Origin of the sequence: Pseudomonas triclosanedens, from assembly GCF_026686735.1 — a bacterium.
Taxonomy (GTDB): domain Bacteria; phylum Pseudomonadota; class Gammaproteobacteria; order Pseudomonadales; family Pseudomonadaceae; genus Pseudomonas; species Pseudomonas triclosanedens.
Map to the genome: position 1 here is coordinate 6,166,610 of NZ_CP113432.1, position 12,736 is coordinate 6,179,345.

Genomic DNA, 12,736 nt, shown 5'->3' on the forward strand with positions numbered 1-12,736 from the left:
GCAGCAGATGGCGGATAACCTGTTCCAGGTTATGCGCCCTACGCCGGGGTGCTCTTCAGGAGTTCAGCAACGACCGCCTTCTCCCGATCCAGCTTATCCGTCCAGCCCATGAGCGAAGCTCCCGCCAGCGCCGCCTCTTCCAGCTCGCCAAGGCAGTCGCCCAGGCCGCGCAGCCCCATCGACCGGCAACTCCCCGCCAGCCGGTGGGCAAGGCTCGCGGCTTCGACCGCATCGTCCTGGCGCAGCGCATCCAGCAGCAGCGGCCATTGCTGGTCGATCAGGCGCCAGAGGCTATCGAGCAGTTCGGCGAGCTTGTGCTCGCCCAACAGACGGCGGTGGGTATCCAGCACGCGGTGATCCAGCGGGCCGCTGTCCACGGTCTCGTCCGCCGCATCGCCCGTTACACCGGCCAGCGCGCGGCGCAGTTGCTCCAGGCGCAGCGGCTTGCCCAGCACGCCCTGCATGCCGGCCTCGAAATAGCGACGCACCATCCCCGGCTGCACACTGGCGGTGAAGGCGAACACCGGCGTGCGCACGTTGCGGCCTTCCGCCTGCCCGCGAATTGCCCGGCACAGCTCCAGGCCGCTCATGCCCGGCAGGTGCATATCCAGCAGGATCAGGTCGAAGCGCCGCGAGGCGGCGAGCGCCAGCGCAGGCTCCGCGTCGTCGGCCAGGTGCACGCGATGGCCATCGCGCTCCAGCAGCGCCTGGGCGACCTCGCGGTTCAGGGCGACGTCCTCCACCACCAGCACCTCCAGCGCCGGCGAGCACTCCACGATTGCCGTAGCGCTCGGCACCACGCCCGGCGCCAGCGCGATCTCGAACCAGAAGGTGCTGCCCTCGCCCTCCAGGCTCTCCACGCCGATCTCACCGCCCATGCTTTCCACCAGGCGCTTGCTGATCGCCAGCCCCAGGCCGGTGCCGCCGTAGCGCCGCGCCACCTCGTCGCTGGCCTGGGTGAAGCGCTGGAAGATTTTTTCCTGCTGCTCCGAGGAAATCCCGATGCCGTCGTCGGTCACGCTGAAACGCAGGCGCTGCCCGGCCTCGTCGGACGCCAGCACGGCCACCTCCAGCAGCACCTCGCCTTCCTCGGTGAACTTCACCGCGTTGGCCACCAGGTTGCTCAGCACCTGGCGCAGGAACTGCTCGGCGCCCCGGCAGGCGTCGCGCACCTGCGGATCGACGCGCAGCCGCAGGACGGTACCGTTGTCCTGCGCGCGCGGCTCCAGCAGGGTCACCACGTCATCGAGCAGACGGCGCAGGGAGAAGTCCACCGGCTCGGGCTGGCTGGCGCCATCTTCCAGCTTGGCGAAGTGCAGCACCTCGTTGAGGATCGCCAGCAGCCCCTCGCCAGCAGTGGACAGCGCCTGCAACCGGCGCCGATCCTGCTCGCCCAGGGGGGCCGCGCGCAGCAGCTCGGCCATGCCGAGGATACCGCCCAGTGGGGTGCGGATTTCGTGGCTCATGGTGGCGAGGAAGCGGCTCTTGGCACGGTTGGCCGCCTCCGCTTCTTCCTTGGCGCGGCGCAGGCTGGCGGTGCGCCGCTCGACCCGCCGCTGCAACTCGTCGCGCGTGCTTTGCAGCGCCTCGCGGTCGGCCTCGCGGCGCCGAAGTTCGGCGCGCAGTGCGCGGCGCAGGCCGTCTAGGGCATCAGCCACGGTGTCGATTTCGTCGTCCTCGCCGCTGCGCACCTTGTCCAGCGCCAGCTCGGTCCCCAGGTCGCCGCCGGTCAGCCCGCGAACGAAATCGGCCATGCGCCGCAGATGCCGGGTGACCAGGCTGTGGAACAGCCAGCTCAGCGCCACCGCCAGGCCACAGAGGAACACGCCCATCCACAACAGGCTGGCCAGGCCGCCGTGGAGCAGGCGCAGGTAGACGGCGCCCAGGTCGATGCTCACCTCCAGTTCCCCCAGCTCCCGGCGCTCGCCATCCGGCGGCTGGAAGGCCAGGGCGAAACGCTCCACACGCAGCGGGCCGCGCCCACTTTCGCTGCCCTGCATCAGGTTGAAATCGGCGCTGCGCAGACGCGCCTGGGCGATGTCGGGAAAGTCCACCAGGCCGTGCAGTTGCACGTTGAGCTGCTCCTGGTTGAGGTCCCACAGGCTGCGCTCGAAGCTGGCCAGGTAGCCGACTCGGATCAGCTCCAGGCGCGCCTCGATGTCGCGCATCTCGCGGCGGTATTCGAAGTACAACTGCACTGCGCTGGCCAGCACGGTGAAGCACAGGCTGAACAGCAACACCCGCAGCAGCAGGCGCCGGGCCAGGCCGCCGGGCAGCTTCATCGCGGCACTCCGTCGCCGGCGAGCATCGCGCGGTAGCCGCGCTCGCTGTCATCCAGCCAGCGCGCCACGCTGCCATCCTCCACTCGCCGTTGCAGCGCCGCGTCGATCTCGTCCATCCGCGCGGCCAGCGGCGACCGGCGCGACACCGCGATGCGCAGGTAGTCCACGGTCAGCGGCCTGGGCAATGCCGCGATGTTCTCGCCTCCGGCCAACTGCTCGACGAACAGGCCGCCAGTGCGGCGCTCGTGGGCGATGAAGTCGATACGCTGGCGGATCAGCTTGCCGAAGTTCTGTCGGCTGTCGGAGACCCATTCGACATTGCCGTGCTCGGCGACGAAGCGGTCGAACTGCGCCCCGTAGCTCTCGCCGAAAAGTAGCCCGCCACGGTAGCTGGCGAGGTCGTCCAGCCGGTCGAAGCGCACCGGCTTGCGGCGGTTGTAGAAGATCGCCACTTCCTCGCGCAGCACCGGCACGCGGGAGAACAGCAGGCCATCGTCACGCTGCGGCGTGCGGTAGGCCAGCACCACGTCCACGCGGCCTTCGGCGGCATCCAGCAGGCAGCGCTTCCAGTTGCCGAGCACCACGGTCGTCACCTCGTAGCCCAGCTCGCCGAGCACGCTGCGCACCGCTTGCGGCGCCAGCCCGCGGACCTCGTGGCCATCGCTCCAGGAAATCGGCGGGTACACGGGGTAGTCGCAGTAGCGGATCGGTTGCGCGGCGCTCGCGGTGGTGCCCGCTGCCAGCAGCGGCAGCACCAGGCACAGCAGGGCCGGCCAGCGCATGGCTCAGACGTCGGCGGGCGTGGCGGTGAACAGGTAGCCGGCGCCGTGGATGGTGATGATCAGCTCGGGCTCGGCAGGGTCGTCGCGCAGCTTGCGGCGCAGGCGGCCTACCAGCACGTCGATGGAGCGGTCGTTGGGCAGCCACTCGCGGTTGCGGATCTGGTCCATCAGCTGGTCGCGGCTCAGGGTATGGCCGGTGTTGCGCAGGAACACACAGAGCAGCTGGAACTCGCCGTGGGTCAGTGGGGTTTCGCTGCCGCCTGCGTCGATCAGGCGGCGGCGGTCGGGGTCCAGCGTCCAGTGCGCGAAGCGCTTGTGGTTCTGCCGGGCCGGTTGCGCGGCGACGGGTTGGCGGGCGTGGCGAACGCGGCGGATCAGGTTCTTCGCGCGGGACACCAGCTCACGCGGGTTGAGCGGCTTGATCACATAGTCGTCGGCACCGCATTCCAGGCCGACGATGCGGTCCACGTCGTCGTTGCGGCCGGTGATCAGGATGATGCCGACCTCCGAACGCACGCGCAGCTCGCGGGTCAGGGTCAGGCCGTCCTTGCCGGGCAGGCGGATGTCGAGCATCACCAGGTCGATCGGCTGCTCGCCGCGCTCGGCCTCGGCCAGGCTGGCTTCGGCCTGCTCGGCAGTGCCCGCGCAGAGCACGTCGTAACCTTCCTCGCCGAGATAGGCCTGGAGGAGTTCGCGAATCAGCGGATCGTCGTCGACGATCAGAACACGGGGAGCCATCGCCAATACCCTGCTGACGCCACCGAACGGGTCGGGGTCGTTCTTGTTATTAGTCTAGGGGAGCTGCGGGGAACGGAGCCCGCAGACGGCAGCAGGGTACCGATAGCTGAACATTCGATCAACAGGCTGCCGGCGGGCGGCTGAATCGCTGTCGCCCGCCATGCTGCAGGCCATCTACCCAGGCCTCGCAGATCTGCACGCCCTGCTCGGGCGTGAAGGTGTTGGGGTTCAGCCCCGACTCCAGCCACAAACCGTCGAGCAACGCGCTCAGGGCGATGGCCGCGAGGTCGGCGTCGAAACCTTCCCAGCCCTCTTCCCGCGCCAGCTCGTTCAGCGTCTGCGCCAGCAGCGAGCGGTATTCACCGTAGGAGTGATCATGGGCGTGGTTGATCGCCTCTGCGGTCTTCACCGCGCCCCAGAACGCCAGCCAGGCGTCCAGCAGTTGCGGGTCGAGCAGCTCGGCGGAGAACGAGGCGCGGAAGAACGCCGACAGCCGCGCGCGGGCATCGGGCGCCGCCTCGGCGATGGCCTCGCGCAACAACTGCATCACCCGCCCGGTCACCGTCAGGTAAGCCTCGGCCACCAGTTCGTCCTTGCCCGAATAGTGGTGGTTGATCAGTCCCACCGACACACCGGCCTCGGCGCAGATCTTGCGGATCGATGCGCCCTGGAAGCCGTGCTGCTTGAGGCACGCGAGCGTGGCCTCGATCAGCAGTGCCTTGCGCTGCTCCGGCTCCAGTCGGGAAAAGCGGACTTCCTGGTTCATGCCTAGGCTCCATTCGTCTCAGGCGGCCAATCTGAACGATTGTTCGACAGGATGCCAGCCCCAGGGTCCGTCGTCGTTTCGCCACGGCCGTGACGAACCATCGGCAGACCTTACCTACCCGTTCGGGGAATGGCCCATCCGCCGACCCTGGCCGAGAGTGGCTGCATCCGCGACGACTCCGATCAATAACAACTACAGGTGGGACTGACATGCAGAAAACGCTCGCAGCAGTACTCAGCGCGGCGCTGGCAACCTTGCCGGCTCTGGGTCACGGAGGGGAAGCCGACAGCGCCAACACGCTGCGGCTGTACAACTGGACCGACTACATCGGCGAACACACCATCGCCGACTTCGAAAAAGCCACCGGCATCAAGGTGGTCTACGACACCTTCGATTCCTACGAGACAGTGCAGGGCAAGCTGCTGCCCGGCCGCTCCGGCTACGACCTGGTGGTGCTCAACGCCGCCCTGGTGCCGCCGCTGCTCAAGGCCGGCGTGTTCCAGCCGCTGGACAAGTCCAGGCTACCAAGCTGGAACAACCTCGATGCCGATGTGCTCAAGCACCTGGATCACTATGACCCGGGCGTGAAGTACTCCGCGCCCTACACCTGGGGCAGCAACGGCATCACCTACAACATCGACAAGATCAAGCAGCGCATGCCCGACGCCCCCATCGGCTCGCTGGCGATGCTGTTCGATCCGAAGATCGTGTCGAAATTCGCCGATTGCGGCGTGACCATCATCGACTCGCCCACCGACGTCATCCCGCTGGCCCTGGCCTACCTCAAGCGCGACCCCAACAGCGCCGCGCCCGAAGACCTGAAGGCCGCCCAGGACCTGCTGCAATCGGTCCGCCCGTACATCCGCAAGTTCGACTCCACCAGCTACCTCAACGGCCTGGCCAACGGCGACCAGTGCATGGCCATGACCTGGTCCGGCGACTACGCCACCGCCCAGGCCCGCGCCGACGAGGCCGGCGCCAAGGTCAAGCTGGGCTACTTCGTGCCCAGGGAAGGCTCGCTGATCTGGTTCGACGACTTCTACATCCCGGCCGATGCGCCGCACGTGGCGAACGCCCACACGTTCATCGAATACATGCTGCAGCCCAAGGTCGCCGCCGAGGTCAGCGACTACATCCGCTACGCCACCAGCAACGCCGCCGCAACGCCAATGCTCACCGCCGAGGTGCGCAACGACCCGGCGATCTACCCCGACGCCGAAACCCGCTCGCGGCTGTTCACCCAGAAGGTGCAGGACCCCAAGGCCACCCGCCTGATCACCCGTACCTGGAACGCGGTGAAGACCGGAACCTGATGGACCGCCCAGAACACGCCCCGGCCCGAGCGCCGGGGCACGGGGAGAAGGCTCTCCCCTACACGAATAACCGAAAGTCCGAGGTACAGACGATGACCACCCCAACTCCAGCCTTCTTCGCCCAGTTCAACGACGAGCAGCTGGTCGCCGCCGACAAGGCCCACTACATGCACGGCTACCACGTGTTCGACGACCACCGCGTGAATGGTGCGCTGAACATCGCCGCCGGTGAAGGCGCCTACATCTACGACACCAGGGGCAACCGCTACCTGGACGCCGTGGGCGGCATGTGGTGCACCAACATCGGCCTGGGCCGCGCGGAAATGGCCGACGCCATCGCCGAACAGGTGCGCAAGCTGGCCTACTCCAACCCGTTCTGCGACATGGCCAACGTCACCGCCATCCAGCTCTGCGAGAAGCTCGCCGAACTGGCGCCGGGCGATCTCGACCACGTATTCCTCACCACCGGCGGCTCCACCGCCGTGGACACCGCCTACCGGCTGATCCAGTACTACCAGAATTGCCGCGGCAAGCATGAGAAGAAGCACATCATCAGCCGCGTCAACGCCTACCACGGCTCGACCTTCCTCACCATGTCCCTGGGCGGCAAGGTCGCCGACCATCCGGCGGAGTTCGACTTCCTCAAGGACGTCATCCACCACATCTCCTGCCCCAACCCCTACCGCGCGCCGGAGGGCATGACCGAGAGCGACTTCCTCGAATTCCTGGTCAAGGAATTCGAAGACAAGATCCTCGAACTGGGCCAGGACAAGGTTGCCGCCTTCTTCGCCGAACCGATCATGGGCTCGGGCGGCGTGATCATCCCGCCCAAGGGCTACCACCAGCGCATGTGGGAAGTCTGCAAGAAGTACGACGTGCTCTACGTCGCCGACGAAGTGGTGACCTCCTTCGGCCGCCTTGGCGCGTTCTTCGCCTCCGAAGACGTGTTCGGCATGCAGCCGGACATCATCACCACCGCCAAGGGCCTGACCTCCGGCTACCTGCCACTGGGCGCGTGCATCTTCTCCGAGCGCATCTGGAAAGTGATCGGCGAGGCCGACAAGGGCCGCTGCTTCGCCCACGGCTTCACCTACAGCGGGCACCCGGTGAGCTGCGTCTCGGCGCTGAAGAACATCGAGATCATCGAGCGGGAGAACCTGCTGGAGCACGTGAAGGATGTCGGCGACTACCTGGAGCAGCGCCTGCAGGAACTGGCCGGCCTGCCGCTGGTGGGCAGCGTGCGTTGCCAGAAGCTGATGGCCTGCGTCGAATTCGTCGCCGACAAGCGCAGCAAGGCTCTCTTCCCCGAGGAACTGAACATCGGCGAGAAGATCCACCTGCGCGCCCAGGCCCGCGGCCTTCTGGTGCGGCCGATCGTTCATCTCAACGTGATGTCGCCGCCGCTGACCATCACTCGCGAGCAGGTCGACGAGATCGTCGACACCCTGCGCGAGTCGATCCTCGAAGCCGCAGAAGACCTCAAGCGCAGTGGCGATTACGCGGGGCACTGATGATCGATCCGAGGATTTTGCCTGTACCCCGGCAGCCCTTTAGACTGCCGGACATGAGCGAATCCCAGGCGCTGAGCGAAACCTCCGATGCACCAGCCCTGCATGCCTGGCATGCGGGGCTGGCGCGCGCTGTCGCCAGCGTCGGCGAGGTCAGCTTCGTCGAACGTCTGGCCGAGGCGCTGAACTGCCTGGTGCCAGTGGAATCGGTGATGCTCGGCCTGGAGCGGCGCGGCCAGCCACCACAGCCGCTGTACCAGCGCGGCATCGTCCCCGAACACCACGAAGGACTGATCGAGCGCTACTACGCCCGCGGCTACCTGCTCGACCCCTTCTGCCTGGCCCTGGAAGACGGCCTCACCGAAGGCTTCTACCCGCTGGCCGACATCGCCCCGGACGACTTCTTCGCCAGCGAGTACTACAAGACCTACTACCTCAAGTTCGGCTGCACCGAGGACTGCCACTTCATCGTCGACCTCGGCGAGGCGCGCAAGGTTTCCCTGTGCCTGTACCAGGGCTACAGCGGCGCGCGCTTCAGCGAAACCCAGCTCGACCTGCTGGCCGGCGCCCTGCCGCTGGTGCGCGAGCTGATCCGCCAGTTCGAACGTAGCGGCGGCCTCGACCTGCTGCTGGCCGGGCGCGGCGAAGGCAACGGCAGCCAGGCGGCCCAGGCGCCGCTGAACCGGCACATTCGCGCGGCCTTCATGAACTTCGGCAGCGACCGTCTCACCGAGCGCGAACGGGAGATCGCCCACCTGCTGCTGCGCGGCCACTCGGTGAAGTCCAGCGCGCGGGTGCTCGACATCTCGCCCGAGACCGTACGCATGCACCGCAAGCACCTCTACACCAAGCTCGAAATCAACTCCCAGGCCGAGCTCTTCTCGCTATTCATCGACTGGCTTACCGGCGGCGTTGCAGCCGCCTGACCCTGCTCTACGCAGGATGGGTGGAGCGCAGCGATACCCATCCTGCGATTCTGATACCCGCTGCTCCCGCACAGCGCACAACGGTACGGTTTTCGATACCAACCGATGCGGCGGTGCACGCGGAAATCTGCCAACCTATGGCGACTACCGCTGTCTCACCCGTGCCCAAACCACCCGGAGAGCTCCCCGATGCGCCGCTGGCTTCCCGCCCTGCTACTGGCCGCCACCCTGCCGCTGCACGCCGCCGAAACTAAACCCACCTACGGGCCAGAGCTGGAGCGCTTCCAGTACGCCTACCCGGTCGGCCACTACAGCTTCGTTTCCCAGGGCCATCACATGCACATGGCCTACATCGACGTGAAGCCCAAGAAGCAGCCCAACGGCCGCACCGTGGTGCTGCTGCACGGCAAGAACTTCTGCGCGGGCACCTGGGAAAGCACCATCGCCGCCCTGAGCGACGCCGGCTACCGCGTGGTTGCGCCAGACCAGATCGGCTTCTGCAAATCCACCAAACCCGAGCGCTACCAGTACAGCTTCCAGCAACTGGCAACCAACACCCACGCGCTGCTGGAACACCTGAAGGTCGGCAGGATCACCCTGCTCGGGCACTCCACCGGCGGCATGCTCGCCACCCGCTACGCGCTGATGTACCCGCAGCAGGTCGAGCAACTGGCGATGGTCAACCCCATCGGCCTGGAAGACTGGAAGGCCCTCGGCGTGCCCTACCGCACCCCGGACCAGTGGTACGAGCGCGAGCTCAAGACCAGTGCCGAGGGCATCCGCCAGTACGAACAGGCAACCTACTACGCCGGCCAGTGGAAACCCGAGTACGACAAATGGGTGAACATGCTCGCCGGCCTGTTCAACGGCGCCGGGCACGAGCGCGTGGCGTGGAACTCCGCGCTGCTCTACGACATGATCTTCACCCAGCCGGTGGTCTACGAATTCGGCCAACTGAAAATGCCGACCCTGCTGCTCATCGGCGCCAAGGACAACACCGCCATCGGCAAGGACATTGCCCCGGCCGACGTGAAACCCAGGCTGGGCAACTACGCCGAGCTGGGCAAACAGACCGCCAAAGCCATCCCCAACGCCACCCTGGTCGAATTCGACAACCTCGGCCACGCACCGCAGATCCAGGACCCGAAACGCTTCCACGAGGCGTTGCTCAAGGGGTTGGCGGACCTCAAGCACTGACCGCTGTGCCGGCTGGTTCAGCCGTAGGATGGCGTGGAGCGAAGCGATACCCATCCTACAAAGCGATCCGGCGGGCGCCGAACCTGACGTACAGGAGCGAGCAAGCCCGCCCCTTCAGAACAGTCCCGACAAAAACGCCGGCTCCCCTCGCAGGGAGCCGGCGTTCTTCATTCGGGCGCGCAGTCAGCCCAGGTTCTTGCCCAGCAGCGCGTGGTACAGCTCGCTGTCGCCGAGCACCCCTACCACACGGTTCTGTTCCTGCAGCACCAGCTTGTGGCCGGTCTGGTAGCGGATCTGCAACGCATCGCGCATGCGGATGCTCACATCCACCAGCGTCGGCTCGTGCTTGAGCTTCTCCACCGGGTCGCCCGGGCGCCATTGCTGCAGGTCGATGATGTTGCTGCCCTGGCGCGCGGCCTTGACCTGGTTGGTCTCGGTCAGCCCGATCCAGCAATCGCGGCCCTGGTCGAAGCACACCTCGTCGGCCTGGCGGCGGCACTGGTCGAGGCCGCGCATCAGGCTCGAACCGCACAGCACGTTGAGCGGGTTGGTGTGGGCAACGAAGGTACGCACATAGTCGTCCGCCGGGCTGAGAACGATCTCCTCCGGCTTGCCGTGCTGGATGATGCGGCCGTCCTTCATGATCGCGATGCGCGTACCGATCTTCAGCGCCTCGTCCAGATCGTGGCTGACGAACACGATGGTCTTGTGCAACTGGCGCTGCAGCACCAGCAGCTCGTCCTGCAACTGCTGGCGGATCAGCGGGTCCAGCGCCGAGAAGGGCTCGTCCATCAGCAGGATGTCGCCATCCATCGCCAGCGCGCGGGCCAGGCCGACGCGCTGCTGCATGCCGCCGGAGAGCGAGTCCGGGCGCTTGTCGCGCCACTGCGACAGGCCCACCAGCTCCAGCTTCTCGTCGATCACCTTCTTGCGCTCGTTGGCCGGGCGGCCCTGCATCTCCAGGCCGAAACCGATGTTCTCGGCCACCGTCAGCCAGGGCATCAGCGCGAACTTCTGGAACACCATCGCGATGCGCTTGGTGCGCATGGTCTTGAGCGTCGCCGGCGAGCAACTGGCGATATCCACCTGCTGGCCCTCGTGCTCGATCAGCAGCTTGCCCCGGCTCACCCGGTTGAGGCCATTGATGCAGCGCAGCAGGCTGGACTTGCCCGACCCCGACAGCCCCATCATCACGCAGATCTCGCCGCGATTGACGTCCAGGCAGGCATCTTCCACGCCCAGCACCTGGCCGGTGCGCTTGAGGATTTCCTCACGGCCCAGGCCCTTGTCCAGCAGCTTGAGCGCTTCCTTGGTGTGGGTGCCGAAAATCACATCCACATGTTCGAATCGGATCGCGGACATGGTGCTTACCTCCCCCGCAGCGAGCGTTGCTTGCACACCCGGTCGAGCAGGATGGCGAGCAGAACGATGGCCAGACCGGCCTCGAAGCCGAGGGAAATGTCCGCCGTGTTGAGCGCGTTGACCACTGGCTTGCCGAGGCCGTCGGCACCCACCAGCGCGGCGATGACCACCATCGACAGCGACAGCATGATGCACTGCGTAACCCCTGCGCCGATGCTCGGCATCGCGTGCGGAAGCTCGATGCGCGTCAGCAGTTGCCAGCGCGAACAACCGAAGGCCTTGCCAGCGTCCATCAGTTCCGCCGGCACGTCCTGGATGCCCAGGCAGGTCAGCCGGATAGGCGCCGCGATGGCGAAGATCACCGTGGAGATCAGCCCCGGAACCACACCCAGGCCGAACAGCGTCAGGGTCGGGATCAGGTAGACGAAGGTGGGCACCGTCTGCATCAGGTCCAGCAGTGGCCGCAGCGCGGTGTAGAACCACGGCTTGTGCGCCGCCAGGATGCCCAGCGGCACCCCGATGGCGATACACACCACCGTGGCGAAGATCACCTGCGCCAGGGTCTCCATCGTCTCCTGCCAGTAACCCAGGTTGAGAATCAGCAGCAGCGAAGCCAGGGCGAACACCGCCAGGCCCCAACTGCGCTGGATGTAGAACACCAGGATCACCAGCAGCGCGATCAGCGCCAGCGGGTTGAACCACAACAGACTGTTGGTGACACCGTGGATCAGGAACTCGAGGGTGTCGGAAATCTTGTCGAAAACGGAAGCGCCGTGCTGGGTGAGCCAATCGACGAAAGCGGCGATATGCGCGCCCAGCGGGAGCTTGTGATCAGTCAGGAACATGATGCGGGCCCATCAGAAGCTAGGGGAGTCGGCCAACGGCAATTACTTCGGCTCTTATTTCGAGAACGCCACCTTGGCTGCCGCCAAGGCCGGTTTGCCGTCACGGGTGGTCACGCCGGCGAGCCAGGCGTCGAGCAGTTCCGGATGGTCCTTCAACCAGGCTTTGGCCGCCTCTTCGGGCTTCTTGCCCCCGTTGAGCACGGCATCCATCAGCTTGTTTTCCATGTCCAGGGTGAACGTCAGGTTGGTCAGGAGCTTGCCCACGTTCGGACACTCCTGCGCGTACCCCTTGCGCACGTTCGTATAGATCGTCGCACCGCCGTAGTTGGGGCCGAACACATCGTCACCGCCTTCCAGATACTTCATCTTGAAGCGGGTGTTCATCGGATGCGGTTCCCAGCCCAGGAACACGATCCACTGGTTGCGCCGGTCGGCCCGGCCAACCTGCGACAGCATGCCCGCCTCGCTGGACTCCACCAGCTTGAACTTGCCCAGGTCGAACTGGTTCTTGTCGAGCATCCCCTGCACCAGGCGGTTACCGTCGTTGCCCGGCTCGATGCCATAGATCTTGTTGCCCAGCTTGTCGGCGTACTTGCTGATGTCGGCGAAACTCTTCAGCCCGCCGTCATACGCCGCCTGCGTCACCGCCAGGGTGTACTTCGCGCCTTCGAGGTTGGCGCGCACGGTTTCCACCGTGCCAGCGTCGGCGTATGGCTTGATGTCGTTGGCCATGCTCGGCATCCAGTTGCCGAGGAACACATCGAGGTCCTTGTTCGCCAGCGACTTGTAGGTCACCGGCACGGAAAGCATGTTCACCTTGGTGGTGTAACCAAGCGACTCGAGCACCTGGCGGGTAGTGGCGGTGGTCACCGTGATGTCGGTCCAGCCGACGTCGGAGAAGCGAACCGTGCCGCACGACTCAGGTTCAGCGGCCTGAACCGCCAGCGGCGCGCAAACGGACACAGCCAGCAGCAAAGACTTGCAACCTTTCATGAGCGTACTCCTCTGCGGGGTGGG

11 protein-coding genes are annotated in these 12,736 nt (G+C 66.1%); 4 read left to right on the plus strand and 7 right to left on the minus strand.

Annotation, left to right across the window (positions count from 1 at the left end):
- Nucleotides 1–38: 38 nt before the first annotated feature.
- The 4 genes from OU419_RS28495 to OU419_RS28510 all read right to left on the minus strand — a co-directional run bounded on the left by OU419_RS28495 (nucleotide 39) and on the right by OU419_RS28510 (nucleotide 4,568).
- Nucleotides 39–2,282: an ATP-binding protein gene (locus tag OU419_RS28495; RefSeq protein ID WP_254469630.1), complete on the minus strand. Its 2,244-nt coding sequence runs from the start codon at nucleotides 2,280–2,282 to the stop codon at nucleotides 39–41.
- A complete protein-coding gene (locus OU419_RS28500) occupies nucleotides 2,279–3,064 on the minus strand; it encodes a substrate-binding periplasmic protein (RefSeq protein ID WP_254469631.1) in 786 nt (261 codons plus the stop codon). The genes OU419_RS28495 and OU419_RS28500 overlap by 4 nt, the downstream gene beginning before the upstream one ends.
- Nucleotides 3,065–3,067: 3 nt before the next feature.
- Nucleotides 3,068–3,808 (minus strand): response regulator, encoded by a 741-nt coding sequence (locus OU419_RS28505; protein ID WP_254469632.1) that lies wholly within the window; start codon nucleotides 3,806–3,808, stop codon nucleotides 3,068–3,070.
- Nucleotides 3,809–3,920: 112 nt separating this feature from the next.
- Nucleotides 3,921–4,568, minus strand: coding sequence for a TetR family transcriptional regulator C-terminal domain-containing protein (locus OU419_RS28510; protein ID WP_254469633.1), 648 nt, complete (start codon nucleotides 4,566–4,568; stop codon nucleotides 3,921–3,923).
- 209 nt (nucleotides 4,569–4,777) lie between these two features.
- Between OU419_RS28510 and OU419_RS28515 the strand changes: the two genes are divergently transcribed.
- The 4 genes from OU419_RS28515 (at nucleotide 4,778) to OU419_RS28530 (ending at nucleotide 9,512) form a co-directional block, all read left to right on the plus strand.
- Complete coding sequence (locus tag OU419_RS28515) at nucleotides 4,778–5,881, plus strand: polyamine ABC transporter substrate-binding protein (RefSeq protein ID WP_254469634.1); 1,104 nt, start codon at nucleotides 4,778–4,780, stop codon at nucleotides 5,879–5,881.
- 92 nt (nucleotides 5,882–5,973) lie between these two features.
- On the plus strand, nucleotides 5,974–7,392 hold the full coding sequence (locus tag OU419_RS28520) for an aminotransferase (protein WP_254469635.1): 1,419 nt from the start codon (nucleotides 5,974–5,976) through the stop codon (nucleotides 7,390–7,392).
- Between the two features lie 53 nt (nucleotides 7,393–7,445).
- Nucleotides 7,446–8,315 carry a helix-turn-helix transcriptional regulator gene (locus tag OU419_RS28525; protein WP_254469636.1) on the plus strand — a complete coding sequence of 290 codons (870 nt, stop codon included), beginning with the start codon at nucleotides 7,446–7,448 and terminating at the stop codon, nucleotides 8,313–8,315.
- 189 nt (nucleotides 8,316–8,504) lie between these two features.
- The gene (locus OU419_RS28530; RefSeq protein WP_254469637.1) at nucleotides 8,505–9,512 is read left to right on the plus strand and encodes an alpha/beta fold hydrolase; all 1,008 of its coding nucleotides are present in this window, start codon (nucleotides 8,505–8,507) and stop codon (nucleotides 9,510–9,512) included.
- Nucleotides 9,513–9,695: 183 nt separating this feature from the next.
- Here OU419_RS28530 and choV read toward each other — a convergent pair whose 3' ends face one another.
- Genes choV through OU419_RS28545 form a run of 3 tightly spaced genes read right to left on the minus strand, consistent with a single transcriptional unit; the run spans nucleotide 9,696 to nucleotide 12,712 of the window.
- The gene (gene choV / locus OU419_RS28535; RefSeq protein ID WP_254469638.1) at nucleotides 9,696–10,874 is read right to left on the minus strand and encodes a choline ABC transporter ATP-binding protein; all 1,179 of its coding nucleotides are present in this window, start codon (nucleotides 10,872–10,874) and stop codon (nucleotides 9,696–9,698) included.
- A 5-nt stretch (nucleotides 10,875–10,879) separates the two neighbouring features.
- The gene (choW, locus tag OU419_RS28540) at nucleotides 10,880–11,719 is read right to left on the minus strand and encodes a choline ABC transporter permease subunit (RefSeq protein WP_254469639.1); all 840 of its coding nucleotides are present in this window, start codon (nucleotides 11,717–11,719) and stop codon (nucleotides 10,880–10,882) included.
- 54 nt (nucleotides 11,720–11,773) lie between these two features.
- A complete protein-coding gene (locus OU419_RS28545; RefSeq protein WP_254469640.1) occupies nucleotides 11,774–12,712 on the minus strand; it encodes a choline ABC transporter substrate-binding protein in 939 nt (312 codons plus the stop codon).
- Between the last annotated feature and the right edge of the window lie 24 nt (nucleotides 12,713–12,736).

Coding starts and splice junctions, on each gene's coding strand:
- OU419_RS28515 (WP_254469634.1), top strand. CDS start 4,778: ATGCAGAAAACGCTCGCAGCAGTACTCAGCGCGGCGCTGGCAACCTTG.
- OU419_RS28495 (WP_254469630.1), bottom strand. CDS start 2,282: ATGAAGCTGCCCGGCGGCCTGGCCCGGCGCCTGCTGCTGCGGGTGTTG.
- OU419_RS28525 (WP_254469636.1), top strand. CDS start 7,446: ATGAGCGAATCCCAGGCGCTGAGCGAAACCTCCGATGCACCAGCCCTG.
- choW (WP_254469639.1), bottom strand. CDS start 11,719: ATGTTCCTGACTGATCACAAGCTCCCGCTGGGCGCGCATATCGCCGCT.
- OU419_RS28510 (WP_254469633.1), bottom strand. CDS start 4,568: ATGAACCAGGAAGTCCGCTTTTCCCGACTGGAGCCGGAGCAGCGCAAG.
- choV (WP_254469638.1), bottom strand. CDS start 10,874: ATGTCCGCGATCCGATTCGAACATGTGGATGTGATTTTCGGCACCCAC.
- OU419_RS28545 (WP_254469640.1), bottom strand. CDS start 12,712: ATGAAAGGTTGCAAGTCTTTGCTGCTGGCTGTGTCCGTTTGCGCGCCG.
- OU419_RS28530 (WP_254469637.1), top strand. CDS start 8,505: ATGCGCCGCTGGCTTCCCGCCCTGCTACTGGCCGCCACCCTGCCGCTG.
- OU419_RS28520 (WP_254469635.1), top strand. CDS start 5,974: ATGACCACCCCAACTCCAGCCTTCTTCGCCCAGTTCAACGACGAGCAG.
- OU419_RS28500 (WP_254469631.1), bottom strand. CDS start 3,064: ATGCGCTGGCCGGCCCTGCTGTGCCTGGTGCTGCCGCTGCTGGCAGCG.